This is a genomic window from Mesorhizobium sp. M0618 (genome assembly GCF_040320765.1).
Classification (GTDB): Bacteria; Pseudomonadota; Alphaproteobacteria; order Rhizobiales; family Rhizobiaceae; genus Mesorhizobium.
This window is the reverse complement of record NZ_JAMYQH010000032.1, coordinates 19,258-45,085: the sequence shown is the minus strand read 5'-3', so window position 1 is coordinate 45,085 and position 25,828 is coordinate 19,258. Positions and strand designations below refer to the sequence as shown.

Sequence of the window (25,828 nt, the reverse complement as noted above, 5' to 3'; positions counted from 1 at the left end):
GCATGGCCGCCGGACGTTTCCCAAGCTTTGGCCTTGCCACACCGCCGGCGCCGCGCGCCATCGGGGCCGATGAGGCGATCGCGCTGCTGAAGGGCGGTCGGGCCAAGCCGGCGTCGCTGCTTGCCTATGGCAATGGCCGCTCCTACGGCGATTCCTGCCAGAACGAGGCCGGAGCGGTCGTCGATATGCGATCGCTGAACCGCATCCACGCCTTCAACGCCGAAACCGGTGTTCTCGAGGCGGATGCCGGCGTGCTGTTGTCCGACATCATCGCCCACGCCGCCCCTTACGGCTTCTTTCCGGCGGTTGTGCCAGGCACGCAATTCGTCACGCTCGGCGGCGCCATCGCCAATGACGTGCATGGCAAGAACCATCACCGGCGCGGCACCTTCGGCTGCCATGTCGAGAGCTTCACGCTGCTCAGGTCCGACGGAAGGACCTATCGCTGCTCGGCAGCAGACAATGCGCGCCTGTTTGCGGCGACGATCGGCGGCATGGGGCTGACCGGTCTCATCCTGTCTGCCTCGATCCGGTTGATGCGGGTTCATTCGCTCGACATCGTCGAAAAGGCGACGCCGTTTCGCGATCTCGACGAGTTCTTCGGTTTGGCCGAGGCGGCCGATCAGGCCAATGAATATGCGGTCGCCTGGATCGACCAACTTGCCGGCGGCCGCAATAGCGGTCGCGGGTTGCTGTTTACAGGCAATCATGCCGAGCACGGCTCGCATGCCGCCTCGCGCGCCGGTGGCAATCTCTCGGTGCCGGTCCAGCCGCCGTTCAATGTGCTCAACCGGCCGTTCCTGACCGCCTTTAACGCCGCCTACAGGTGGAAGAAGGGGCGGTCGACGGCGCCGCGCCGGGTTGGCTACCAGGGCTTCTTCTTCCCGCTCGACGGCGTGCGCGACTGGAACCGGCTTTATGGGCCGAAAGGGCTTTTCCAACACCAGAGCGTGGTGCCGGAAGCGGCGGCGCGCGAGGCCGTGCCGGCATTGCTTGCGGCTGCAAGGCAAGCCGGGCAGGGCTCGTTCCTCACCGTATTGAAACGCTTCGGCTCCATCCGCTCGCCGGCGCTGCTGTCGTTCCCGCGTCCCGGCTACACGCTGACGCTGGATTTCCCCAACAGGGGGGCTGCGACGCTGGCCTTGTTGCGGGAACTCGATCGCATCACCGTCGAGGCAGGCGGCGCCGTCAATCCCTACAAGGATGCTCGTATGGGCGCAGACATCTTCGCTTCGTCCTTTCCCGAATGGCCGCGGCTGGAGTTGCTTCGCGATCCCGCCTTCCTATCGAGTTTCTGGGCGCGGACGGCAAGGAAGCTCGACACGCGGCGCTGCGTAGCCGAGGCAGCGGAATAGATATAACTTGAGTAATTCTTGGTTATCGATCGTTAAATCCATGATTCACTCAAAACATTCTTGTGGCTTCACGAAATGTTTGCTGGTTTGTAATAGGAAGCATGAAGGGGTGGCTCGGAACACATGAAATACATCGTCTTCATTCTCTTTACGGTCATGACCAATGCCGCCGCACAGCTGATGCTGAAGCAAGGCATGATGTCGCTCGGGCCGATCTCGTTCGAGGGCGTCAATCCGCTCGTCAAGCTGTTGCAGATCGTTTTCAGCCCCTGGGTGTTCCTTGGCCTCTGCACCTTCGTCATCTCGATGGCCTCGCATCTCTATGTGCTGTCCAAGGTCGAGCTCTCCTTCGCTTATCCGTTCCTCAGCCTCGCCTATGTTGCCGTCGCCATCTTCGCTTATTTCGTCTTCCGCGAGGACCTCAATGGCTGGCGGATCGCCGGCATCGCCTTCATCTGCGTCGGCACGGTGCTGATCGCGCAAAGTGGCCGGGATTTGGGTAAGCAAGGGCATGAGGACCAGACCGCTTCCATCATGCCCGACAAGATCCAAGCAAACGAGATCATTCGATGAGACATGTGATTTTCGGCGGTGACGGTTTCGTCGGCCGCCACCTTGCTCCGAAGCTTGTGGCCGATGGTGAAGAGGTTGTCGTCGCCGACGTCGTCAAGAGCGACCTGCCGCAGTACCGCACCGTCCGCTTTATCCAATGCGACGTCACCGATCCGGCGTCGGTCGCGGCGGTCGGGCTGAAGGCCGATGATATGGTCTACAATTTGTCGGCCAAGATGCTGTCGCCGATCCAGGTGCGGGCCAAGCGGCACGATTTCTTTTTCCCGGTGAATTTCCACGGCACCGAGCACATCATGCAGGCCATGGACAGAGCCGGTGCGACAAAACTCGTCCACTACACGACCGACATGATCTACGGCCACACGGTCACGCAGCCGATGACCGAGGAGCACCCGGTGGCGCCGCTGGGCGAATATGGCTGGTCGAAGCAGAAGACAGAGGAGTTGGCGGCCGAATGGCGCAAGCGCGGCATGTCGATCTCGCTGTTTCGCCCGCGCCTGATCATCGGCCCAGGCCGGCTCGGCATCCTGGAAAAGCTGTTCAAGCTGATCGACTGGAACCTTCCCGTGCCGATGATCGGTTCGGGCAGGAACCCCTATCAGTTCATCTCGGTGTTCGACTGCGCCGAGGCCGCGCGCGCGGCCTGGAAGGCCGGTGTGCCTAATGAGGCCTATAATCTGGGTTCGCTCAACCCGCCGCCGGTCAAGAAATTGCTCGGCGATTTGATCCGGCATGCCGGCTCGAAATCGATCCTGATCCCGACACCGGGCTGGGCGGTCAAGCGCACGCTCGACCTGCTCGACCTCTTCAACATGCCGATCATGGACCCGGAACAGTATCTGATCGCCGACGAGGACTGCGTGCTCGACGTGTCCAAGGCCGGGCGCCAGCTCGGCTGGGTGCCGCAATATCGCGACGAGGACATGCTGATCGCCGCCTATAGCGAGTACCGCGCAAAGAAAGCCGGCCACGCAGTCGCCACCAAACATGTGCCCGCCGAATAGCGGCTCGCAAAACAGCTTTCGTTGCGCCCGATCCTGGTCGTGCGTGCAGACAGGAGATTGAAATGACCGTCATGGCCAAGCCCGAACAGACCAATTTGCGCACCATGGTCAGCGCGCCGTCGCTGTCGCCAGCGACCATCGCCAAGCCCGATTTGATCAGCGTCGAGCAGGCCAAGGCGATGGACGTCGCCCGCATGACCGACCTGTTCAAGGCGCATCTCAACCCCGGCCAGCTGCACTTCATGAAGCTGCTCGGCTTCCACAAGATCAAGATCGAGCGTGCCGAAGGCATGTTCTACATCGACCAGAACGGCCGCAAGATCCTCGACTTCTTCGGTGGTTTCGGATCGCTGGCCTTCGGCCACAATCATCCGCGCATCCTGGAAGCACGCAAGAAATTCCAGGAGGAGAAGCGCCAGGAAATCGCCATCGCCTTCATGTCGCAATATGCGGCGGCACTTGCGCACAACATCGCCAAATGCTCGCCCGGCGATCTCGACATGGTGTTTCTGGGTTCGTCCGGCTCGGAGGCGATGGAAGCGGCGGTTAAGCTCGCCGAGCGCGCCGCCGGTCCGAAGCGACCGAAGATCGTCTATGCCGAGAATTCCTTCCACGGCAAGACCAAGGGCGTGCTGGGCATCACCGACGGCCAGCTCTACCGCGCCGACTTCAAGGTGGCCGAAAACACGGTCCGCATCCCGTTTGCCGACATCGAGGCGGTCGAGCGCCTGTTCCGTTCCGACCCGGAGGTCGGCGTCATCGTGCTGGAAACCATCCAGGGCGGCGGCGGCATCATCCAGGCGCCTGCTGAATATTGGCAGAAGCTAAGGGCGCTGTGCGACCAGTATGGCGTGTTGTGGGTCGCCGACGAAGTGCAGTGCGGCTATGGCCGGTCAGGCCGCTTCTATGCCTTCGAGCATTACGGCGTCATTCCCGATGTGACGGCGCTGGCCAAATCGCTTGGCGCCGGCAAGGCGGCGGTCGGCGCGATGATCGCGCGGCGCGAGGTCTACATGAAGGCCTATGGCACGCCGAAAACGGCGATGATCCATGCCATGGCGACCTTCGGCGGCATGGGCGAGGCCTGCGTCACCTCGATCGAGGGGCTCAATGTACTCTATGATGAAGGGCTGATCGACAATGCCGCCATCACCGGCGACTATTTGCTGCAGCGCCTGCAGACGCTCAGGGAAAAGTACCCGAAGATCATCAAGGAGGTGCGCGGCAGGGGTTTTATGATCGGCCTGGAGTTCCACGACTTCTCGCAGACCTTGCCGATGGTGTTGCGGCCGATCGTCAGCGTGCTCGACGACAAGCTGAAGGGTTCGCTGTCGGGCTTCATCGGGGCGCTGCTGTTGCGCGACTACGATGTGCTGGTCGCCTTCACCGAATACAACCGCAACGTCATCCGGCTCGAGCCGCCGCTGATCTGCCAGCGCGAGCATGTCGACCGCTTCGTCGACGCCTTCGACAGCCTGCTGTCGCGCGGCATCGTGTCGATCGTCAAGGATTTCGTCAAAAGCCAGGTTCGTTAAGCGAGTTCGCTGGGTACAACGATGCTGACCAAGTCGCCCGATCCACAAAACCCGCTCGACCGCCTCATCGGAGCCGGTCTGGCGTGGGGCGAGGGGACTTATGCGCGGCTGGCAGCACCGATCGGCGCGGCGACCTTCGCGCTCTACATTCTTTTTACAGCGTTCACCGCCTGGGTGATGCCCGACGCCAACTGGGACATGCTGCCCTATCTCGCTATATCGGAGGAAGGCACCTATCCCGATGCGCAGGCGCTGCATGACTATGCCTACAACACTGTCAAATCGGGCGTGTCCGCAGGCGACTATAAGGCGCTGACCGACGATGGAGGCGGCTTCCGCAGTCACATGACGGAGAATGCCGCCGACTTCCATTCACTGCTCGGCATGTACCGGATCAAGTTCCTCTATGCCGAGATCCTGTCGACACTGAGCGCGGTGATGTCGCCGGTCGAGGCAATGCGACTGGTCTCAGTGTTCTCCGTGCTGCTGTTTGGCACGATCACGTTGCTCTGGCTGCGCTCCGAGGGCGCGCTGGCCTTGGCGCCTTTGGTCGGCGCGGTGCTGATCATGGCTGATTTCGGCGATGCGGCGCGGGCCTCGACGCCAGACCTGTTGTGCTCGGCGCTGTTGCTGGGCGGGCTTTACGCCTATGTCCGCGGTCGCGAGGTGGCAACCGCGATCCTGCTCTTCCTCGCCTTTATGGTGCGGCCGGACAATATTGTTTTCCTTGCTGTTTTCGCGGTGTTGCTGGTCGCCTTCCGGCAGAAGGCATGGGGCGCGCTGGCCGGCTTTGCCGCGTCCTTCGTCGCCTATTTCGCCATTTCGCACTGGGCTCATCATCCCGGCTGGTGGCCGCATCTGTGGTTCTCCAGCATCGAGCAGCATTACAATATGGACGGGTTCGAACCGCCATTCTCGGTCACCGCCTATCTTAGGGCGTTTGCCGCCTCGCTGTTGCGCGCGGTCAGCCTGAACAATTGGGTCGGCGTGTCGGTGCTGGCACTGGCCGGCTGGTTTGCCACCTCCCGCGCCGGCTTCCGTCTCGATCGCCGCGCCGGCATCCTGTTTGCGGCGCTGGTGCTCGGTGCGCTGGCGAAGTTCACCGTCTTCCCGATCCACGACACGCGCATCTATTTCCCGCATCTGATCCCGCCATTCCTGCTGCTGGCGACGCCGTTCATGGCGTTGTGGGCGGCCGCGGCTCGCGGCAAGCGTCCCGCCGCCTTGCACGCCATTTCCGGAGACAAGTCATGAGTTCGCTTTCCAGCCTGGCGCGCGTTGCCCTGTCGCTTGGTCTTCCAAGTGGCGTTCTCGATCGCGGGCCGTCGCTGCGTGGCACGAAATTCCTGGCCAGGGCGGCGCTGAAGGCGCGGTTTGGTGGGGCGGGACGGCCGTTCCAGATGGTCAATGTCGGCGCCTGCGACGGTGCGCTGTTCGATGACGTCACGCCGTGGCTGCACCGGATAACCGGGGCGCGCGCGATGCTGGTCGAACCGATCCCGTACAATCAGAAACGGCTGCGCGCCAACTACCCCGACACCAGCCGGTTTATCATCGAGCCGGTCGCCGTTACCAAGACCAAGGGCACGATCACCGTCCACACCTTCGATGCCGCCGCGCTCGAGGCCGGCACGCTGCCCATCGAATTCATCGGCTGCTCGTCGGTCACCGACACCAATCTGATGTCGGGCAAGAATGCCTGGGGCGAGGCTGACACCAACTTCAACAAGTTCGCACCGCACCTCAGGGACATCGAGGTGCCATCCGAGACCTTGCAGACGCTGCTCGACCGCAACGGCATCAGCCATATCGACGCTTTCCTCGTCGATTGCGAGGGCGCCGACTGGATCGTCTTCGAACAGCTCGACCTCAAGCGCTACCGTCCCGGCATGATCAAGGTCGAGGTTGGCGCGCTGCCGGCCGCCGAGATCGGCCAGGTCGTGGTCAAGCTGAAGACATCAGGCTATCAGGTTGGTTTCCAGGCCGAGGACATCTGGGCCTTCGCCTGAGTTAGCCCACCGAAAAGCGAACCGCCCCAGGCGCCGGTGTGAAGCATTCTGCCGTCGGGTCGCTCGGCTTTTTGCCAATGTCGCAAACAGGCTTCAATCGTGCTGCCGCTCCGCCCTATAGTCCGCCCGCTTTATCACTTTGGAGTCGCGGGCAATGGCAGAGTTTCCGAAAAAGGCGAAGGTCGTCATCGTCGGCCTTGGCGGTATCGTCGGCGCATCGATCGCCCATCATCTGATCGAACGTGGCTGGGATGACATTGTCGGCATCGACAAATCAGGCATCCCGACCGATATCGGCTCGACGGCGCACGCCTCTGACTTCTGCTACACGACCAGCCACGATTTCCTGTCGTGCTGGACGACGCTCTACTCCATCGATTTCTACGAGAAGATGGGCCATTATGCGCGCATCGGCGGGCTTGAGGTCGCACGTGTCGGCGACGACAGCCGCATGGAAGAAATCAAGCGCAAGATCGCGTCGGCCAAGGCGTTTGGCACGCGCGCCCGGCTGATCGAACCGGCCGAGATCAAGGAAAAATTTCCGCTTATCGAGGAGGCGATGGTGCAGGGCGGCCTGTGGGATCCCGATGCCGGTCTGGTCATCCCGCGCTCGCAGACGGTCGCCGGCAAGCTGGTCGACCAGGCGGAAGCCTCGGGCAAGCTCAAATCCTTCGCCAACACGCCGGCTCGGTCGCTTGTCGTCAAGGACGGCCGCATTTCAGGCGTGGTGACCGATCGCGGCACCATCGAGGCCGACTATGTCATCGTCTGCGCCGGCATATGGGGCCGGCTCATCGCGGAAATGGTCGGCGAGGATCTGCCTGTCATGCCGATCGACCATCCGCTGACCTTTTTCGGCCCCTACAACGAGTTTGCCGGCACCGGCAAGGAGATCGGCTGGCCGCTGCTGCGCGACCAGGGCAACTCGGCCTATATGCGTGACACCGGCGATCCAAAGACCGCCGAGGGCGGGCAGATCGAGTGGGGTTACTACGAAGAGACCAATCCGCGCCTTTGCCATCCGCGCGACCTGCTGGAGAAGGACCAGGCGCGGCTTTCGCCCTCACAGCGCGACCTCGACATGGAGCAGATCCTGGCACCGCTCGAACGCGCCATGGAACTGACGCCGATCCTCGGCGAACTCGGCTACAATGAGAGCCATTCCTTCAACGGTCTCTTGCAGGTGACCGCGGATGGCGGCCCGTCCATGGGCGAAAGCCAGAAGGTGCGGGGCCTTTGGTATGCCGTCGCCATCTGGGTCAAGGATGGTCCCGGCATGGGCAAGCTGATCGCCGACTGGATGACCGACGGCCGCACCGCGATCGATCACCATGCCATCGACTATGCACGGTTCTATCCGCACCAGACCAAGGAGCAATTCATCTGGGATCGCTGCACCGAGACGGCGATGAAGGTCTACAATCCGGCGGTGCATCCGCGCGAGCCGTTCTCGAAAGCCCGCAACATCAGGCGCTCGCCGTTCTGGGAACGCGAGAAGGAACTCGGCGGCTATTTCATGGAGCTTGGCGGCTGGGAGCGCGCCCACGGCTACGCCGCCAACGAGCATCTCTTGGAAAAATACGGCAACCGGGTGCCGGTGCGTGAGAACGAATGGGACAACCGCCATTTCTGGCGCGTCTCCAATGCCGAACATCTCGCCATGAGCGAGGATTGCGGCATCGTCAACCTGTCGCATTTCGCTATGTACGACATCGAGGGTCCCGACCATGTCGCGCTGCTGGAATGGCTGTGCGCGGCCAAGATCGGCGGCGACAACAACATCGGTAAGGGCATCTACACTCACTTCCTCGACGAGGAAGGCATGGTGCGCGCCGACTTCACCGTCATCCGCATGGCCGACCGCTGTCGTTTGATCGATGGCGCCGACGCCGGTCCGCGCGACTTCCAGTACATGCGCCGCACGGCACAGGACAAAGGTTTCGACGTCACCATCACCGACGTGACCGAGAAATATGTCACCATCGGCATCTGGGGGCCGAACGCCCGGGCGACGTTGCAGAAGGTGGTCGAGAATCCGGACGGGCTCTCTGTTGAGAACTTCCCATTCGCGGCGATCAAGCCGGTCCGGATCGGCGGCAAGGATGTCAGCGCTTTCCGCATCTCCTATGTCGGCGAGCAGGGCTGGGAACTGCATATGCGCTACGAGGACGGTCTCGCTGTCTGGAACGCGCTGCGCTCGACCGGCGTGATGCCCTTCGGCGTTGAGACCTATGCCAACACCCGCCGTATGGAAAAGAGCCTGCGCCTGCAGAACGCCGACCTTTTGACCGAGTACAACCTGCTCGAAGCCGATCTTGCGCGTCCGAAGGTCAAGGAGAACGACTTTTGCGGCAAGGCCAAACATGTCGAATACCGCGCCCGCGAGCACCAACCGGCCATGCTGTGCACGCTGGTGATGACCAGTAATGTCGATTCCAAAGGCGTTGCCCGCTATCCTGTCGGCACGATGCCGGTGATGGACCCGAAGACCGGCGAGACGCTGGTCGACGAACTCGGCCGCCGGTCGTTCACCACGTCGATGGCCTATGGCCCGACCATCGGCAAGAACATCGGCCTCGCCTATCTGCCATGGGCCTACGCCCAGGAAGGCCGCAAGCTCACCATCGAGTATTTCGGCGAGACATATCCGGTCGAAGTCGCCGCTGTCGGCTACAAGCCGCTTTATGATCCGGAGAATTTGAAGCCGCGCAGTTGAAGCAGCAGAATTTGAGAACGCAAAGCCCGGCCTTGGTCGGGCTTTTCCTTTTTTAAACGGGCTGCTTTCGCTTACCCTTGCGGAATGTCTGCTTTTGCCTGTGCTAGACATTTGCTTTCGGGCTGTGCCGCGTTCGCGCTGACGTTTTGGTTGGCGCCGGCGTCCCTTGCTGACGAGCCCGTCGATGTCGAGCTGGTGCTGGCCGTCGATGTCTCGCTGTCGATGTCACCGGACGAGCTCGAGATCCAGCGTCATGGCTACGCAGCCGCGCTGACGCACGACAATGTGCTGCAGGCCATTGCCGACGGCGCCCATGGCAAGATCGCCGTCACCTATGTCGAATGGGCCGGTACCACCTGGCAGCGCGTCATCGTGCCGTGGACGGTGATCGCCAGCCGCACCGACGCCGAGCGCGTGGTTGCGCAGTTGTCGGCGCAGCCGCCCAACAGCGCGCGGCGCACCTCGATCTCCGGAGCGCTGGAGTTCGGCAACGACCTGTTCGCCGAAAGCGGCTACCGAGGCACGAAGCGGGTCATCGACATTTCGGGCGACGGCCCCAACAATCAGGGCGCGCCGGTCAACCTGACCCGCGACGAGCTGATCAAGCAAGGCATCGTCATCAACGGCCTGCCGCTGATGACGCGAGGCGGCTTCACCGGCGCCTACGACGTCAGCAATCTCGATCGCTACTACAGCGACTGCGTCATTGGTGGTCCCGGAGCCTTCATGATCCCGGTCAATGACTGGACGCAGTTTCCCGAAGCCATTCGCCGCAAGCTGGTGTTGGAACTCGCCGGCCCGGCCTCGCCGCAATGGGCGGCGGAAGAAGCCGCCCATCCGCCGGTGATATTGGCACAGGAGAGGTCCACCACCGACTGTCTGGTCGGCGAGAAAATGTGGCGAAACCGGAGCTGGATGTTCGACAGCCGCTAAAGCTCTTCCCATTGAGCGTGATCTTTGACCGAACCGGCTCCCACTGCCTATCTGCTCGGGCTTAAGCTCCAGGCTTGCCTCCGCTACCGAAGCAGTGGCAAACTGGGCAGGCCGCGTGATCCAGCCAGGAACGCTGCCAAACCGAGGAAACACCGATGAGACGTCTTGCCATCCTGACCGCGGTCGCGTCCTTGCTGTATGCCGACGTCGCCAGCGCCCAATACAACCAGGCTGCCTGCATCATGTTCGAGAACGGGAATTTTCGCGGGCGGTCCATCGGCATGGGTGCCGAGGATTCCGTAAATTTTCGTGGCGGCCAGTTCTGGAATGACCGTGTGTCGTCGGTGATCGTTCGCCGCGGCTGCACGCTCGTGGCCTATGAGGATTCTCGGATGGGCGGCCGCTCGATCGAGATCACGCGCAGGATCCGCAATTTGGGCGGCAGTGACTGGAACGACCGTATCTCCTCGGCGGAATGCACCTGCGACGATTACTGAGGTTGGTTTCAGGCAGCGGGACGCCGCTGCCTGACGATATCATGACACTAGCCTGTTTGTCCGTGGGCGTATCGGATCAGGCCGCCAGCATCTGCTTGCGGTCGACGCGCTCCTGCTGCGGCGAGCGGGCGTAGAGTTCTCGGTAGCATTTGGAGAAATGCGAGGCCGAGACGAAGCCGCAGGCGACCGCCACCTCGACCACCGGCATCGAGGACTGGATCAAGAGATGCCTGGCGCGGTCGAGCCGGATTTCGAGATAATAGCGGGCGGGGGAGCGGCCCATCTCGGTGCGGAACAGCCGCTCGATCTGGCGGCGGGACAGGTCGACATGGTCGGCGATCTCGATCAGTGACAGCGGCTCCGACAGATTGCCCTCCATCAGTTCGATGATGGTCAGCACCTTTGAGTTCTGGACGCCGAGGCGGGCGCGTAACGGCAGGCGCTGGCGGTCGGTGGGGCTGCGTACGCGGTCGGTCAGCACTTGCTCGCAGACGCGGTTGACGAGGTTCTCGTCAAAGTCGTCGCCGATCAGCTTCAGCATCATGTCGAGCGCGGCGGTGCCGCCGGCGCAGGTGTAGATATTCTGGTCGATCTCGAAGAGGTCGGCAAAGACATTGGCCTTCGGGAACGCTTCGGAAAAGCCCGGCAGGTTCTCCCAGTGGATGGCGCAGCGCTTGTTGGACAGAAGCCCGGCGGCGGCGAGTATATGCGCGCCGGTGCACAGGCCGCCGACGGCGACGCCGCGATTGTATTCCTCGCGCAGCCAGGCGAAGGCGGACTTGTTCTGGTAGCGCTCGACATTGATGCCGCTGCAGACGATGGCCATGTTCGGCCGGTCGGGACCTGCCATCTTCTTGCGCTCATCCTCGAGCGACGTGTTGACCGCGCATTCGACCCCGTTCGAGGCGCGCACCGGCTTGCCGTCGATGCTGGCGAGGCGCCAGCGATAGGCCTCGTAGCCGAGCATGCGATTGGCCGAGCGCAGCGGGTCGAGCGCGGTCGCAAAAGCGATCATGGTGAAATCGGGAATAAGGAAGAATACAAACGATCGCTTGATCGGATGCTTTACCGCGTTCAAGGGAACCTCACACAGCCATGGCGCGAACAGGATGTCGCGAATAGCATAGCGACATCAGGAAAAACCATGTCTGTCAATCGGCTACGCCGCTACGACAAGATTAAATTTGCGACATGGGTCGCAAATGGGCAATCGGCGTGCAGCGAGCCCTGGAAGTGGCACGAACTGTTCAAGGGACGGGCAACGTACGGCCTGCGCGCAGAACAAAACGCCGCTCTGGCTGGAGCCAGGCGGCGTTGCAGTTTTAAAGCAGCGGCAGGGATGCGCTGCCTCTAGAAATCTTCAGGCGATGAAGCCGAGGCGCGCCGCATTCATGGCGCCGGTCTGGCCGGGCATGGTGTTGGCAAGACGCTGACGCTCGAGAGCGGTGGTCAGGTTCATTTCGCGGCGGGCAAAGAGGCGTGCAAAAAGCTTCATAATCATCTCCATTTGTTGCTTAGACGGGTCGCCTTCGCTTGATGGAGTGGGGCAGCTCGTTTGCTGGCGCCGATATAGGCTTGTGTAAGCAGAAACTAAATCGCAAAAGCGAAGCGCTTGATATGAAATGCGACATCGATAGCGACAGATTTGAGCAAGGTGCCCAAAATTTACGATTATTTACAAGGCATTAATTGGAAACAGGAGCCGCTATGCGGCTTTCTCATATGCGTCATGCGCCGGCGACATGGCTCCAAAGCTCAGTTGAATACAAGTAAAACAGAGAAGGCCTGCCGGGCGGGCTGCGCGGCAGGCCTTCAGCACATGGTACACACGATCTACTTTGCTCCAGCCCAGGATCCGACGCCGTTGCGAGTACCGGTCTTGGTATCGGAAGCTTCAGGCCAGCCGATGTCCTTCTGCAGTTCGATCGGCAGGGAGCGGATAGCGCGCTCGGTCTGGTAGCGGGCGCGTGCCGCGCTGAATTCGGTCGCGATGCGACCAAGGGACGACAGGATAGACATCTCTTTCTCCTTTGGGTTGGCTAGTGCCAGACAGCGAGTTGGCTACTGCGGGTTTGTTTCAACTTCATTTCGTGTCGAATGCAGGTCTGTGTCGAGGTCGTTTCATGGCTGCTTGTGGCAGCTACTGCTTCGATGGAGTTGACTATCCTCCCATTCTGATGTTCAATCAAACGAAATGGAATGATGTTTTGTATCAGAAAAATTGAAGGTCGGTTGCCATGAACGCCCCGCTCAATCATCCGCTGCCACTGCTCGATCTCGATGTTTTGCGCACGTTCGTGGCGATTGCCGAGACCGGCAGCTTCACCACCGCCGCCAATGCCGTGTTCCGCACGCCGTCGGCCGTTTCCATGCAGATCAAGAAGCTGGAGGACATCCTCGGCCGCTCCGTGTTCGCGCGCGACGCTCGCTCGGTGTCGCTGACGACGGACGGCGAGATGCTGCTCGGCTATGCCCGCCGGCTGCTGTCCATCAATCGCGAGGTGGTGTCGAAGTTCATCATTCCCGAGATTGTCGGTGTGGTGCGGCTTGGCTCGCCGGACGATTACGGTGAGCGCGTGCTGCCGCATGTGTTGAAGCGTTTCGCGCAGTCGCATCCGTCGATCGCCGTCGACGTCACCATAGACCAGAGCAGCAATCTGCGCCGGCGCATGGACGACCGGGCGCTCGACATCACGCTGTTGACCAATTCCTACAAGACCAGCGCGCTCGGCGCCGAGGTGCTGCTGACCGAGCCGATCGTCTGGGCCGGCGCCAAGGGCGGCTGCGCGCATTTGCGCGAGCCCTTGCCGGTGTCGCTTTGGGAAGAGGGCTGCGCCTGGCGTGCCGGGGCGCTCGACGCGCTTGGCCGCGAGGGCCGCAACTACCGCATCGCCTATATGAGCGCACACACGGCCGGCCAGCGCGCCGCGATCATGTCCGATCTCGCCGTGGCGCCATTGCCGAAGTCGTTCCTCGGCAATGACATGGTCGAACTCTGCCCGAAGGACGGCATGCCCGACATCGGGACCTACAATCTGGCGATGGTTGTGGCGCCGGATGCCAGTGCCCCGGTCAAGGCCGTTGCCGACCACATTCGCGCGACCTTCGAAGTGTTTCGGGAAACCGGCAAGTTCTGACCGGCTGGTAAGGACGATTATATAAGCTACTCCGCCGCTTCGGCTGGGCGCTGTTCAGGCCTTAATCTCGTATCTTGTACGATCCGGCTCTCCCCGAGAAATTCGACGATGCGCTCGCGGGCGCGCCGCGCTTCCGGCATGTCGATCAGCGGCCAGACGTGGAACATGCCTTCCTCATAGACAAGATCGATTTCAACGCCGGCTGCGCGGGCTTTTTCGGCGAAGATCAGATTGTCGGGAGTCAAAAGATCGCGCGAGCCGGTCAAAAGCAGCGTTCTTGGCAGCACGGACAAATCTCCATAGACCGGGCTGATGTGCCAATCGCTGGGATCGATGCCGGCACTGTACAGGCGAATTGCCTCTCGTCCGCCAGCTATGCCCAGCCAAGGGTCGTTGCGTTCCGCCTCGAACACTGCGGGATTGGTGAGCGACACGTCGAGACCCGGCGAAATGAGCACATGCCGCGACGGTAGGGGCAGTCCTTCTTCGGCGGCCATCATGGTCAACACCACAGCCATATTGCCGCCGGCGGAATCGCCCATGAAGACGATGTCTTCGGCTTCCGTCTCGGTGAGCATCTGCCGGTAGACATCGCCAACCATTCCGAACATGGCATGGAAATCGTGTTCGGGAGCGATTGGATAGATCGGCACCGTGATCCCGTAGCCCAGCCGATCCGCCATCTCGGCGATTAGGTGCCAATGATAGGGTGTGATTTCAAAGACATAGGCACCACCGTGCAAGTAGAGAATCCGCTTCTTTTCGCCGGTCCTGGGTGCGATTTCGTAGACGGGGAAGCCATCGACCGTATGCATCTCGATGTCGAGACGCTGGTGCAGCGAGGCGGGCGGCCGGTGGTTCTCGGTCTTGCGCGCGGCCGCGATCCAGCGCTGCAGATTTTCCGGACTGGCAAATGCCTGCTTGCGGCTGTGCCGCAGGACAAAAGACACGACATGGCTTTTCAAACTTGGCATGCGGATACGCGAACTTCGGCCAAAGCCGACTAAGAGAACCCCCACTATCTTCGAAGATCGTGCCGTGGCCGAAAATGTCAAGATTCGCGCCGTATCTACACGGTGGTGTGATCCGCGCCGCGGTGCTCAGCGGCGCGGCAAAAGTGCGGCACGCAGCCGGTTGCTGGTGGTCGCCGGGGACATGCGAGATCCCCGGCGCATGCCGAGCAATTTGCATTTGTCGGCGAAGGTCATCAGCGCGCGGCGCTCCAGATGGTGTTGATGAGTGCTGCCTTTTCGCTGGACCGCGGCGACACCGGCCAGCCGATGTCCTTCTGAATCTCAGGCGGCAGGCTGTTCAACAAGCGCCGCGCCTTGCTGCGGTCGTGAGCATTCTTGATGGCCGTGCCATAGCGGCCGAGGCTTTCGAGCATTGACATCGTTGTCTCCTCTGGAGCGTTGCGACGGCTGAAAGATATCTCCAGCCTGCCATTCGATGCCGGTTGAATGCGCCTGCCATGTATCTGGCGAATTTCACGAAAACAGCGTTTTGGTTTCCGGATCAAGCGATCCGGAAACATTTGCATGCAAATGAGTTTGGAAAGGCGGTGGGCGCGGCCGCTTATTCCCGTCCACGCCTGGCGGCGTGGCCTTCGCGCGAACGCCGTCGCGGAGCAGCGTCGCCGGCAACACCGTCCTCGCTGACCGTCTTGCGCGGCGGCAGTTTCACCGCTGCCGACAGTTTTGGGAACGGATCGACCTTGTTGGGCAGCGCCATGGCGTAGACGAAATGCTCCTGGAATTTCGGTTCCAGCGCCGTCTCGATCTTCTCGATCTTGCTGACCGTGTCCTCGATCTCGCGGCGGTAGCCGCGATTGAGCAGCGCCATGCGGGCGCCGGCACCTGCGGCGTTGCCGACGGCCGAGACCTTGTCGAGGTCGCAATCCGGGATCAGCCCGAGCACCATGGCGTATTTCGGATCGATGAAGGAGCCGAAGGCGCCGGCGAAATGGATGCGGTCGACATGCTCGGTGTTCTGCTTTTCCATCAACAGCTTGGTCCCGGCATAAAGCGCTGCCTTGGCAAGCTGAATGGCGCGCACATCGGTCTGGGTGATGGTGATCTTCGGCCCATCTTCCGTCAATGCGGCGGAGCCTTCCTTCAGCACATAGGAGAAGGTGCGGCCGTTGGCGGTGACGCGCGGCGAACGGGCCGAAAGCCCGCCGTCGATGACGCCGTCCTCGGAAATGATGCCGGCGAGATACATCTCGGCCACCACCTCGATGATGCCGGAACCGCAGATGCCGGTGACGCCGGTTGCCTGGACGCTCTCCAGGAAGCCCGGTTCGTCGGACCACAGTTCCGAGCCGATGACGCGGTATTTCGGCTCCAGCGTGTCTGGGTCGATGCGCACGCGCTCGATGGCGCCGGGTGCTGCCCGCTGGCCGCCGGAGATTTCGGCACCCTCGAAGGCAGGGCCGGTGGGCGAGGAAGCCGCAACCACCCGCTGGCGATTGCCGAGTACGATCTCGGCATTGGTGCCGACATCGACGATCAGCATCATCTCGTCCTGGCGATGCGGGCCTTCCGACAGCGTCACCGCCGCCGCGTCCGCTCCGACATGGCCGGCGATGCAAGGCAGCATGTAGAGCCTGGCGCCCTGGTTGAGCTTCAAGCCGATGTCGGATGCCTTGATATGCACGGCGCCCGAAACGGCCAGCGCAAAGGGCGCGCCGCCAAGCTCGGTCGGATCGATGCCGAGGAACAGATGGTGCATGATCGGATTGCCGACGAAGACGCTGTCCAGGATGTCGTTGCGCTGGACATTGCCTTCGGCGCAGACCTTGTCGACCAGGCCCGAGATCGCCTCACGCACGGCAACCGTCATGCCTTCGCGACCATCCGGGTTCATCATCACATAGGAGACGCGGCTCATCAGATCCTCGCCGAAGCGGATCTGCGGGTTCGACGTGCCGGACGAGGCGGCGACGCGGCCCGACAGCAGCGATACCAGATGCATGGCGATGGTGGTCGAGCCGATGTCGCAAGCCAGCCCATAGGCTTCGTTCTTGAGGCCGGGCCACAGCGCCACGACGCGCGCTGTCTCTGAGTCGGCATCCTTGTAGATGGCGGCGGTCGCCGTCCAGTTGCCCTTGCGCAGGATGCCTTGCACCTGCGGCAGCAGATGAAAATCGAAATCAAGGCTTTTCAAGCCCCAGTCGTGCATCAGCGCGATCTTCAGCCGGTCGAGATCGCCGAGCGGCTTGTGCATGTCGGGTTCTTCGATCTCGACATAGCACATGCGGATCGCCGCATCGCGGGCGATCACCCTGGTGTCGGCATCCTTGCGGATGGTCTGCGCGTTGATGACCGTATCCTGCGGCACGTCGATGACGAGGTCGCCGAGGATCTGCGCCGAGCAAGAGAGGCGGCGCCGTTCGGGCAGGCCGCGGACGCGCTCATAGCGCTCTTCCTTGGCACCCTTGGGCGTGATGTGGTCGTTGGAGGAGGTGATCTTGTGCTTGGCGAAATTGCCTTCCTGCACTTCGATTTGGCAGCGCCCGCAGGTGGCGCGTCCGCCGCACACACTTTCGACATAGACACCAAGCTGGCGCGCGGCATCAAGCACCGGCGTGCCGACAGGAAACCGCCCGCGCTTGCCGGACGGCATGAAAAGCACGAGCGGATCGGTGATGTTTGCAGGTGAGTTCACGATTGCGCGCTTATCCTCGGCCCATCCGGGCTTCACGACCTCCACGGCGGCGACCGCCATTGCCGGCGCCGTCGCCCGGCGCATTGACCTGCGTCGGGGCGGCAACGGCCTGGCCGCCTTCTGCCGGCTTATAGTCCTTGTAGGTACGGATCCAGTTGGTGCAGTTCTCGTCGGTGCCGTTCAGCACATTGGCGCCGCGCACGGCTTCCATTTCCTGCGGACGCACCGGGTTCATGATGGCTGACGTCATGCCGGCGCCGATCACCATCGGGATGAAGGCGGCGTTGATGCCGTGGCGATGCGGCAGGCCGAAGGAGATGTTGGACAGGCCGCAGGTGGTGTTGACCTTGAGCTCTTCGCGCAGGCGTCGCAGCAGCGCGAAGACCTGGCGGCCGGCATCGCCCAGCGCGCCGATCGGCATGACCAGCGGGTCGACGACGACGTCATGCGCGGGGATGCCGAAATCGGCGCAGCGCTGCACGATCTTCTTGGCGACGGCAAAGCGCACGTCCGGGTCCATCGAAATGCCGGTCTCGTCGTTGGAGATGGCGACGACAGGCACATTGTACTTCTTGACCAGCGGCAGGATGGCTTCGAGCTTTTCTTCCTCGCCGGTGACGGAGTTGACCAGCGGGCGGCCCTTGGCGACCTTCAACGCGGCTTCGATCGCGGCGGTGACGGAGCTGTCGATCGACAGCGGCAGGTCGACAAGCCCTTGCACGATCTCCAGCGTCTGCACCAAGAGGCCGGGTTCGGTCTCGTTCGGATTGACCGAGGTGACGCCCGCGTTGACGTCGAGCATGGTGGCGCCGCAGGCTGCCTGCTCCAATGCGTCCCTGATGACGGTCTCGAAATTGCCCGCGATCATCTCGGCGGCCAGCTTCTTGCGGCCGGTCGGATTGATGCGTTCACCGATCACGCAGAACGGCTGGTCGAAGCCGATGATGATTTCTCGTGTCGCCGAGGCGACAATGGTACGGGTCATGAAGTCTCTCCGCCGTGATATAAAGATTTCTTTATATCGTTGTCTGTTTTCGTTCAAGCGAATGGGTGGCCGTCCGCGCCGTCAGTGCGCGGTCTTCACCATATCCACCTGCGTTTCGGTAATGTCGTCGTGCAGTATGTGCTCGAGCCGATCGGCGACCATCTGGTCGTCGCGGCGAATCTCACGCTTCCACGGCTGGCGGCCCTTGAGCACGCCCGATTCATCGACGATCTCGGCGACATATTCCTCCTGCCGGTAGGCCATCACATGGACGCCGGAAACGCCTGATATTTCCTTCACCTCGTTGATGATGTCGATGCAGAGCTGCTTGCCTTCCTTCTTCTGGTCCTGGGCGCCTTCCAGCCGCTTGATGACAGAATCGGGGATATGGATGCCAGGCACGTTGGAGCGGATCCATTTGGCCGTCTTGGCCGAGGCCAACGGGCCGACGCCAACCAGGATGAAGCATTTTTCGGTGTAGCCGAGGTCGCGCACCTTTTGCATGTAGGTGCGGAACATCGGCACGTCGAAGCAATATTGGCTCTGTACGAATTGCGCGCCGGCGGCGATCTTCTTGCCCAGGCGATGCGGCCGGAAATCGATCGGCGGCGCGAACGGGTTGATCGCAGCACCCAGGAAAAGCTGCGGCGGCGTCGTCAGCTTGCGGCCGGACAGGAACTTGCCGTTGTCGCGCATGATGCGGCAGGTTTCCAAGAGCGACATGCAGTCGAGATCGAATACCGGCTTGGCGCCCGGCTGGTCGCCAGCCTGCACACCGTCTCCGGTCAGGCACAGCATGTTGGCGACGCCCATCGCGGCCCCGCCCAGCACGTCGCCCTGGATGGCGATGCGGTTCTTGTCGCGGCAGGCGATCTGCATGATCGGCGCATAGCCCATGCGGGTCAGCAACGCGCAGATGCCGACTGACGACATGTGGCAATTGGCGCCCGATGCGTCGACGGCGTTGATGGCGTCGACCCAGCCGTCGAAGATTTTTGCCCTGTTGTAGACGTCTTCCGGATCGGCGCTGTCGGGCGGGTTGAGCTCGGTCGTCACCGCGAACTCGCCGCGCCGAAGCACGCGCTCCAGCCGGCCGCGCGAAGTATGGCCGGGCAGGGGATCGAGCGGCAGATCGATGCCGGCCGGATTCTCGTCGCGCTGGCGGCCGATCATGCCGATGCCCCGGTGTTTGCCGCCCCATTCTTGGCGGCAGCGGCCGCTTCGCGCGCGGTGGCCGCCTGCGCGGTCACCCGCAGCCAGGCCGAGGTTTCGCGCAGTGACTGGTCGACCGGCTTCTGCACGGTCAGGATCCTGTCGCCGTGCACCATGTTTTGCGAGCCTTCCCAGGCCTTGACCCAGACGCAGGGCATATCGGGCTCGACCTCGCAATTGCCGTTGGCGCGGACGCCGCCGCAAGGGCCGTTGCGCAATTGCTTGGGGCAGTTCATCGGGCACGACATGCCGGTCGAGGACAAGATGCACTGGCCGCACATGCGGCAGTCGAACATGAAGCCCTTGACGCGCTTCTCGACGAATTTGATCGGTCCTTCGACGCGGCCGTAGCCTATGCCCTTCCAGAGGGGATGGAGGAGCAGAAACATGTCGGCGAATTTGGCGTAGAACCATTCGAGCAGACGCGAATGCCTGATCGACCACAGCCGAACCGCAAAGGAACGCTGCACGCGCCGCTGCGGCGACACGTCGGCCGGCTTGTAGTCGGATTTCGGCGCTGCCTTCTTGACCAGAGTGGCTTGGGTAACCGGCTGGACAACCCTTTGGCCATCCTTGGCAGGAATGGTTTCAGACATTTTCTTTGCCGCCTGCCTTGACCAGGGCGACCAGCCGCTCGCGGTCGTATTTCGTGTCGATATCGTTGAATGCCTTCTCGACCTCGGCTTCGAGGTCGTCGCCGACCGGGACGGGATCGGCCTTGCGCCATTCGGCCAGATAATCGTCGGTGCCGCCGGCGCCAGTGCGCATCGCGCACATGTCGATCGCCTCGGTGAAGCGCAGCGGCAGTTCGCGCTTGGCGTTCTGCCGGCCCTTCTTGACGATGATTTGGGCTGGGATGTCGCGCCAGTAGACGACGATCAGATCGGCCATGAATTCTCACTCCTCGATCTGCGAGCATTGCCGGAAGCGCAGTGGGGCCGCTTGTTATGGGACGACGCGCGCGCATTCAAAAGCGACGCATTTGGATGTCGTAAAATGAAAGGTGGGTTTATTCGTTTGCGGCGTGTGCTGGCGGCAGGTTCGACGCGCCGGAAGAGCCAGCGTGCGGCATGCGGATACGGGCGAGGAACTCGCTACCAGATGCCGGTTCTGAGGCCCGTCCAGACGTAGAACCAGATCGTCGGATGATACCACAGCTTCGAAGGCAGGCCGGGATCGATCGTCGTGAGTTTTCCAGCCAGTGCATCGCTGACGGCCTCGACGCAGATGTCGCGTGAGAACGCCGTCTGGCGTAGCGCGTGACTTGAGATGGTATCGCCTTTTTTAGATCTGCCGCGCGCCTGCTTCAGCACGCCACCAGTGTCGACGCCAGCGTCGACGAGGTGGACAGTCGTGCCGAAATTCTGCGCATCGCCTGATACCAGAGCCCAATAGCCGCCATTCATGCCGCGATATTTCGGCGTGATGCCCGCATGGTAGTTGAGCACCGGGCAGGGCATTTTGCTCAGCATCTCAGCCGAGATTAGTCGGCAACCGTTGAGCAGCACAACGCCTGGCCGGATCTTCTGAATCGCCTGCAGGCACTCAAGCCCATTGGCCGAGGCTACTTGGATGATCTCCTGGCCTGGTCGCGGCTCAACCTCCAGCTTCTCCTCGGCAATCAATCGCGCGCTATGGCCGGCCAGGAATCGCTTGCCCAACCTGCTCAGCACCATCGTGCCAAGCTGGCCCATGGCGGAGATCCAGCCCTGGCGGCGAGCCCGGCCACGCAGCAATCGCTTTTTGGATTCAGGTGTTTCGAGGACAACGCTGACAGGACCGACGCGATCGGCGATTGCATTGATCATAGCCCAGACATGCTGGCCGCCGCCGGTGACGACCACGATCGGACGCGTACTGGATTCTGATGCTGCCATGGATCTTGCCCCCTCCAAGCAACCCGTTCTCGACAATGGGCGGATGCTAGGGCGTCCGGGTTAATCCTTGGTGATCAGCTCTTCGATGCCCGGTCAGCGCTTGAATTCGATGATATCGAGCTTCGATTCATAGTAGGGCGCCGGGAATTCGATGCGCCATTCCTTGGCGCTGTTACGGAAGGCATAGCCGACCTGGTCGGTTTGCGGGCCGCTGCCATAGGGCTTTGCCGGATCGTTGTTGACATAGAAGGAGCCGAGATAGATCGCGCGTTTCTCGCCATCGTCGAAGAAACGGCCCTTGGTGCGTTGCGAGCCGCTGATCTTTTCCAGCCGCCAGCCGGAACCGTCGTCAGTCACTTTGCATTTGAACCAGCCATAGATGACGAGCGGCAGAGATCCGCCGGCCTTGATGGTGCGGCACCGCCAGCTGCCGGTCAGGTCCTTGTCGGAGAAGGCCACCAGCGGTTTTGCCAGCAAGGTGTCGAGTTGCTTGACCTCGGCCGGGTCGCCCGCCTTCGCCTCGGCGAGCGCTGCCTTGCGGGTCTCGCCATATTTGTCGAGCCGTGCCTTGTCGGCTGGGGTGATCAGTTTTTGTATCTCGCCATCGGCATGAGCGGGCAGGGCGAAACAGAGGAGACCGAGTGCGGCTATCAAGAGGCGAGGTGTCATCGGTGCGTTTCCACGTTCGAATGGCTGGAGGGTCTGTTGCCTTGTGGCGCACAACTTACCCGTTCTCGATGGCCTGTCATCCAGGGTTGGAGCATGGCGGGTCAAGAATTGCTTCAGGCGTGTGCAGCCGCCTGCGCCATTCCGGCCGTCAGGTCGCCGTAGCCGGTTGCGCGGCGTTCATAGACGAGACCAAGCATTTTTGCGGCTTTTTCGGCGACCTTGTCGAGTTCCGGATCGTTGGTCTGGGCCAGGTAGATCAGCTTTTCGTAGTTGCCGAAATAGTCCGTGATCAACTCCGGGTGCTTGTCGAGGCCAAGCGGCTTCATGAAGAAGGCGTCGAACTGCCGGCAGAGGAAGTCGGTCATGTAGAACGACATCATGTCGTCGTCGGCGATTTTCGCGTAGGCTTCCATGCCTTGATAGAAGGCAAAGCAGTGGGGCCCGGCCATGCGCTCGACACGGTGCTTCTCGCATATACGGTCGAGCAGGCCGCCGGTGCCGCAATCGGCATAGCCGACGAAGATGTTGACGTAGCCTTCCGCCTTGGCCTTTTCGATTGCCTTGTCCATGGCCGGGGCGATGCGGTCGGGATAGAAATGGAATTCCGCCGGCAGGCAGGTCAGGTCGAGGTGATCCAGTCCGAGCTGTTCCTTGACGGCCAGAACTTCGCGCGCAATCATCCCACAGGCGATAACCAGCAGCCTGTCGTCTTGATTCGGTTTCGTTTTTTGCGTCTTGACCATGGAGCCAGTCGAGCCGGCCTTCGTTGCTGTGGGGCTAATTTATCTATTGAGGGAGACACCGTCCATGAAACTGCTACGCATCACGCCAATTGCCATTCTGGCCTGCGCCCTGGCCCTCACGGCCTGTGCGAACACCGTCCGCGGCGTCGGCAAGGACGTCAAATCAACTGCCAATGCGGTCGAGGACACCGTCAACAATCCCTGATCCGCGCTCGGCCTTCTTCATCTGGGAACAAAAAAGCCGCGCTGCAAGGCGCGGCTTTCTTGATATCCATGCCGAAACGGCCAATCAGGCCGAAGCCCGCAAATTGTGCTTGCGCTTCATGTAGTCCTTCGCGGTCTCCACGGCCACCGCAGCGTCGCGGCAATAGGCATCGGCGCCGACGGCCTTGCCGAATTCCTCGTTCAGCGGCGCGCCGCCGACCAGCACGACATAATCGTCGCGGATGCCCTTTTCCTTCATCGTATCGATGACGACCTTCATGTAAGGCATGGTCGTGGTCAGCAGTGCCGACATGCCGATGATGTCCGGCTGGTGCTGTTCGATCGCATCGAGATATTTCTCGACCGCATTGTTGATGCCGAGATCGATGACGTCGAAGCCAGCACCTTCCATCATCATGCCGACGAGATTCTTGCCGATGTCGTGGATGTCGCCCTTGACGGTGCCGATGACCATCTTGCCCTGCTTCGGCGCGCCGGTGGCGGCGAGCAGCGGACGCAGGATGAACATGCCGGCCTTCATCGCATTGGCCGACAACAGTACTTCGGGCACGAACAGGATGCCGTCGCGAAAATCCTCGCCGACGATGCGCATGCCTTCGACCAGTGCCTCGGTCAGCACCTTGTAGGGCACCCAGCCGCGCTCGAGCAGGATGTTGGTGCCTTCCTCGATCTCTTCCTTCAGCCCGTCATAGAGATCGTCGTGCATCTGCTGCACCAACTCGTCGTCGGAAAGTTCGGAAAGGATGATCTCGTCGTCGGACATTTGTATCGAGCTCCTGCCGGCATCGCGACCATGTCGCAAGGCACACATCTTCGCGTTCATACCTAACCCGCTGAGGGCATGTATCCATAGCTGATTTGCGACTTCCCGCAAAAGGAAAGCGACCGTAACTCTCTTGGAATTCTTGTCGATTTTGCGACAGGCGTTGGCGCTGGCGGGCCGTTTCGAATAGGGTGCATGGCTACGATCTGGCAAGAAGCGGCGAGATGCAGCCGCTATGGATTCCAGACAAGAACAGATTCAGGGAAGAACCACCATGAGCGAACACGCGGCAGTCGATCAGGAAGCGTCAAACGCGCGACGTGGGCGTGGCGCCAGCGGCGGGGCTGCAGCCCGGCGGGCAGCACGTTCGGGCGGTGGCCCGGGTACGCAGCTCACCTACATCAAACGCAAGATCAACGTTTACGAGGTGCTGGACGAGGAAGGCCTGGCGCTGATCGAAAAGAACACCGACACGGTGCTCGAGGAGATCGGCATCATCTTCCGTGATGACGCGGAAGCGCTGCAACTGTGGAAAGAGGCCGGCGCCGACGTCAAGGGCGAGCGCGTGCACTTTCCGAAGGGGCTGTGCCGTTCGCTGCTCAAGACCGCGCCGTCCGTCTACACCCAGCATGCGCGCAATTCCGAGCGTTCGGTGCAGATCGGCGGCAATGCCACCGTCTTTGCGCCGGTCTACGGTCCGCCCTTCGTGCGTGACCTCGATGGCGTCAGGCGTTATGCGACGATCGAGGATTTCCAGAATTTCGTGAAGCTCGCCTATATGGCGCCGTCGATCCACCATTCGGGCGGCACGGTGTGTGAGCCCGTCGACGTGCCGGTCAACAAGCGCCACCTCGACATGATCTACAGCCACATCAAATATTCCGACAAGCCGTTCATGGGCTCGGTGACCGCGCCGGAACGCGCCGAAGACACCGTCGCCATGGCCAAGATCGTGTTCGGCGACGATTTCGTCGAGAACAACACGGTGCTGACCAGCCTGATCAACGCCAACTCGCCGATGGTGTTCGACGAGACCATGCTCGGCGCGCTGAAAGTCTATGCGCGCCACAACCAGGCCTGCATCGTCACGCCGTTCATCCTTGCGGGCGCGATGAGCCCGGTGACGGTGGCCGGCACGCTAACGCAGGTCCTGGCCGAAGTGCTGGCCGGCGCCTCGTTCACGCAGTTGATCCGTCCCGGCGCGCCGGTGCTGTTCGGCACCTTCGCCTCGTCGATTTCGATGCAGTCGGGAGCGCCGACCTTCGGCACGCCGGAGCCGTCGCTGGTGTCTTATGGCGCCGCGCAGCTGGCGCGTCGGCTGGGCCTGCCGTTCCGCACCGGCGGCTCGCTCTGCGCGTCCAAGGTTCCGGATGCTCAGGCGGCCTATGAAAGCGCCAACACGCTGAACTCGACCATCCTGGCCGGCACCAATTTCGTGCTGCATTCGGCCGGCTGGCTCGAGGGCGGGTTGGCGTCCTGCTACGAGAAATTCATGATGGACATCGACCAGCTCGGCATGACGCAGAAGTTTTCCGAGGGCGTCGATCTGTCGGAAAACGGCCAGGCGATGGACGCCATCCGCCAGGTCGGCCCGGGCAGCCACTATCTCGGCTGCGACCACACCCAGGCCAATTTCCAGACCGCCTTCTACCGCTCCAACATCGCCGACAACAATTCCTACGAGCAGTGGCTGGCCGAAGGCGAGAAGACAGCGCCGCAGCGTGCCAACGAACTTGCCCGCCGCTGGCTGGAAAGCTACGAGGCGCCGTATCTCGATCCGAGCATCGACGAAGCGTTGCAGGACTTCATCGCCAAGAAGAAGGGGTCGATGCCCGACGCCTTCACTTGAAAGGAGCCCGAGTCAGGCGGGGCTAAAGTCGCCAACATCATCCACAAGGAAGTCTGGCGGAGCGCGTTCTCCGATCCGGT

At 61.8% G+C, this 25,828-nt stretch carries 26 protein-coding genes; 12 read left to right on the top strand and 14 right to left on the bottom strand.

What is annotated here, in order from left to right; translation table 11 throughout:
- Positions 1-2 precede the first annotated feature (2 nt).
- The 9 genes from NKJ04_RS27405 to NKJ04_RS27365 all read left to right on the top strand — a co-directional run bounded on the left by NKJ04_RS27405 (position 3) and on the right by NKJ04_RS27365 (position 10,622).
- Positions 3-1,355, top strand: a complete 1,353-nt coding sequence (locus NKJ04_RS27405) for an FAD-binding oxidoreductase (protein WP_352678321.1) — start codon at positions 3-5, stop codon at positions 1,353-1,355.
- Positions 1,356-1,478: 123 nt separating this feature from the next.
- Positions 1,479-1,928 carry an EamA family transporter gene (locus NKJ04_RS27400; RefSeq protein WP_023812332.1) on the top strand — a complete coding sequence of 150 codons (450 nt, stop codon included), beginning with the start codon at positions 1,479-1,481 and terminating at the stop codon, positions 1,926-1,928.
- Positions 1,925-2,932, top strand: coding sequence for an NAD-dependent epimerase/dehydratase family protein (locus tag NKJ04_RS27395; protein WP_128304388.1), 1,008 nt, complete (start codon positions 1,925-1,927; stop codon positions 2,930-2,932). The genes NKJ04_RS27400 and NKJ04_RS27395 overlap by 4 nt, the downstream gene beginning before the upstream one ends.
- Positions 2,933-3,036: 104 nt before the next feature.
- Positions 3,037-4,467 carry an aspartate aminotransferase family protein gene (locus NKJ04_RS27390; protein WP_245273256.1) on the top strand — a complete coding sequence of 477 codons (1,431 nt, stop codon included), beginning with the start codon at positions 3,037-3,039 and terminating at the stop codon, positions 4,465-4,467.
- A 21-nt stretch (positions 4,468-4,488) separates the two neighbouring features.
- Positions 4,489-5,721: a hypothetical protein gene (locus NKJ04_RS27385; RefSeq protein ID WP_352678318.1), complete on the top strand. Its 1,233-nt coding sequence runs from the start codon at positions 4,489-4,491 to the stop codon at positions 5,719-5,721.
- Positions 5,718-6,476: an FkbM family methyltransferase gene (locus NKJ04_RS27380; protein WP_352678316.1), complete on the top strand. Its 759-nt coding sequence runs from the start codon at positions 5,718-5,720 to the stop codon at positions 6,474-6,476. Before NKJ04_RS27385 ends, NKJ04_RS27380 begins: the two co-directional genes overlap by 4 nt.
- A gap of 154 nt (positions 6,477-6,630) precedes the next feature.
- On the top strand, positions 6,631-9,192 hold the full coding sequence (locus NKJ04_RS27375) for a GcvT family protein (RefSeq protein ID WP_352439860.1): 2,562 nt from the start codon (positions 6,631-6,633) through the stop codon (positions 9,190-9,192).
- Positions 9,193-9,276: 84 nt separating this feature from the next.
- Positions 9,277-10,125 carry a DUF1194 domain-containing protein gene (locus NKJ04_RS27370; protein WP_352439861.1) on the top strand — a complete coding sequence of 283 codons (849 nt, stop codon included), beginning with the start codon at positions 9,277-9,279 and terminating at the stop codon, positions 10,123-10,125.
- Between the two features lie 155 nt (positions 10,126-10,280).
- Positions 10,281-10,622 (top strand): peptidase inhibitor family I36 protein, encoded by a 342-nt coding sequence (locus tag NKJ04_RS27365; RefSeq protein WP_352678313.1) that lies wholly within the window; start codon positions 10,281-10,283, stop codon positions 10,620-10,622.
- 76 nt (positions 10,623-10,698) lie between these two features.
- Here NKJ04_RS27365 and NKJ04_RS27360 read toward each other — a convergent pair whose 3' ends face one another.
- The 3 genes from NKJ04_RS27360 to NKJ04_RS27350 all read right to left on the bottom strand — a co-directional run bounded on the left by NKJ04_RS27360 (position 10,699) and on the right by NKJ04_RS27350 (position 12,641).
- Positions 10,699-11,637: a GlxA family transcriptional regulator gene (locus tag NKJ04_RS27360; protein ID WP_352678310.1), complete on the bottom strand. Its 939-nt coding sequence runs from the start codon at positions 11,635-11,637 to the stop codon at positions 10,699-10,701.
- Positions 11,638-11,982: 345 nt separating this feature from the next.
- Positions 11,983-12,117, bottom strand: coding sequence for a hypothetical protein (locus NKJ04_RS27355; protein WP_023812324.1), 135 nt, complete (start codon positions 12,115-12,117; stop codon positions 11,983-11,985).
- Positions 12,118-12,455: 338 nt separating this feature from the next.
- Positions 12,456-12,641, bottom strand: coding sequence for a hypothetical protein (locus NKJ04_RS27350; protein WP_032930657.1), 186 nt, complete (start codon positions 12,639-12,641; stop codon positions 12,456-12,458).
- Between the two features lie 218 nt (positions 12,642-12,859).
- Here NKJ04_RS27350 and NKJ04_RS27345 point away from each other — a divergent pair, with 218 nt between their 5' ends.
- Entirely contained in the window at positions 12,860-13,759 is a 900-nt protein-coding gene (locus tag NKJ04_RS27345) for a LysR substrate-binding domain-containing protein (protein ID WP_013531163.1), read from the top strand.
- A 26-nt stretch (positions 13,760-13,785) separates the two neighbouring features.
- Here NKJ04_RS27345 and NKJ04_RS27340 read toward each other — a convergent pair whose 3' ends face one another.
- The 10 genes from NKJ04_RS27340 to NKJ04_RS27295 form a co-directional block, all read right to left on the bottom strand.
- Complete coding sequence (locus NKJ04_RS27340; RefSeq protein ID WP_023812323.1) at positions 13,786-14,733, bottom strand: alpha/beta hydrolase; 948 nt, start codon at positions 14,731-14,733, stop codon at positions 13,786-13,788.
- Between the two features lie 233 nt (positions 14,734-14,966).
- Positions 14,967-15,146, bottom strand: coding sequence for a hypothetical protein (locus NKJ04_RS27335; protein WP_348629751.1), 180 nt, complete (start codon positions 15,144-15,146; stop codon positions 14,967-14,969).
- Between the two features lie 188 nt (positions 15,147-15,334).
- On the bottom strand, positions 15,335-17,485 hold the full coding sequence (locus NKJ04_RS27330; RefSeq protein ID WP_352678306.1) for an ASKHA domain-containing protein: 2,151 nt from the start codon (positions 17,483-17,485) through the stop codon (positions 15,335-15,337).
- Positions 17,436-18,410 (bottom strand): methyltetrahydrofolate cobalamin methyltransferase, encoded by a 975-nt coding sequence (locus tag NKJ04_RS27325; protein ID WP_023812319.1) that lies wholly within the window; start codon positions 18,408-18,410, stop codon positions 17,436-17,438. The genes NKJ04_RS27330 and NKJ04_RS27325 overlap by 50 nt, the downstream gene beginning before the upstream one ends.
- Positions 18,411-18,491: 81 nt before the next feature.
- Positions 18,492-19,583: a methylenetetrahydrofolate reductase gene (locus tag NKJ04_RS27320; RefSeq protein WP_023812318.1), complete on the bottom strand. Its 1,092-nt coding sequence runs from the start codon at positions 19,581-19,583 to the stop codon at positions 18,492-18,494.
- Positions 19,580-20,218 (bottom strand): methylenetetrahydrofolate reductase C-terminal domain-containing protein, encoded by a 639-nt coding sequence (locus NKJ04_RS27315; RefSeq protein WP_352678303.1) that lies wholly within the window; start codon positions 20,216-20,218, stop codon positions 19,580-19,582. The genes NKJ04_RS27320 and NKJ04_RS27315 overlap by 4 nt, the downstream gene beginning before the upstream one ends.
- The gene (locus tag NKJ04_RS27310) at positions 20,211-20,513 is read right to left on the bottom strand and encodes a virulence factor (RefSeq protein ID WP_023812316.1); all 303 of its coding nucleotides are present in this window, start codon (positions 20,511-20,513) and stop codon (positions 20,211-20,213) included. Before NKJ04_RS27310 ends, NKJ04_RS27315 begins: the two co-directional genes overlap by 8 nt.
- A gap of 203 nt (positions 20,514-20,716) precedes the next feature.
- Positions 20,717-21,499, bottom strand: coding sequence for a formyl transferase (locus NKJ04_RS27305; RefSeq protein ID WP_352678300.1), 783 nt, complete (start codon positions 21,497-21,499; stop codon positions 20,717-20,719).
- Positions 21,500-21,592: 93 nt separating this feature from the next.
- Complete coding sequence (locus NKJ04_RS27300) at positions 21,593-22,168, bottom strand: DUF4893 domain-containing protein (protein WP_352678297.1); 576 nt, start codon at positions 22,166-22,168, stop codon at positions 21,593-21,595.
- Positions 22,169-22,281: 113 nt separating this feature from the next.
- Entirely contained in the window at positions 22,282-22,911 is a 630-nt protein-coding gene (locus NKJ04_RS27295; RefSeq protein WP_352678295.1) for a DUF1638 domain-containing protein, read from the bottom strand.
- Between the two features lie 64 nt (positions 22,912-22,975).
- Between NKJ04_RS27295 and NKJ04_RS27290 the strand changes: the two genes are divergently transcribed.
- On the top strand, positions 22,976-23,116 hold the full coding sequence (locus NKJ04_RS27290; RefSeq protein ID WP_352678292.1) for an EncA/B family entericidin: 141 nt from the start codon (positions 22,976-22,978) through the stop codon (positions 23,114-23,116).
- Between the two features lie 84 nt (positions 23,117-23,200).
- Here the strand turns inward: NKJ04_RS27290 and NKJ04_RS27285 are convergent, their stop codons facing one another.
- The gene (locus tag NKJ04_RS27285; protein ID WP_352678289.1) at positions 23,201-23,899 is read right to left on the bottom strand and encodes a cobalamin B12-binding domain-containing protein; all 699 of its coding nucleotides are present in this window, start codon (positions 23,897-23,899) and stop codon (positions 23,201-23,203) included.
- A gap of 274 nt (positions 23,900-24,173) precedes the next feature.
- Here NKJ04_RS27285 and NKJ04_RS27280 point away from each other — a divergent pair, with 274 nt between their 5' ends.
- Positions 24,174-25,748 (top strand): trimethylamine methyltransferase family protein, encoded by a 1,575-nt coding sequence (locus NKJ04_RS27280; RefSeq protein WP_023812310.1) that lies wholly within the window; start codon positions 24,174-24,176, stop codon positions 25,746-25,748.
- Positions 25,749-25,828 lie beyond the last annotated feature (80 nt).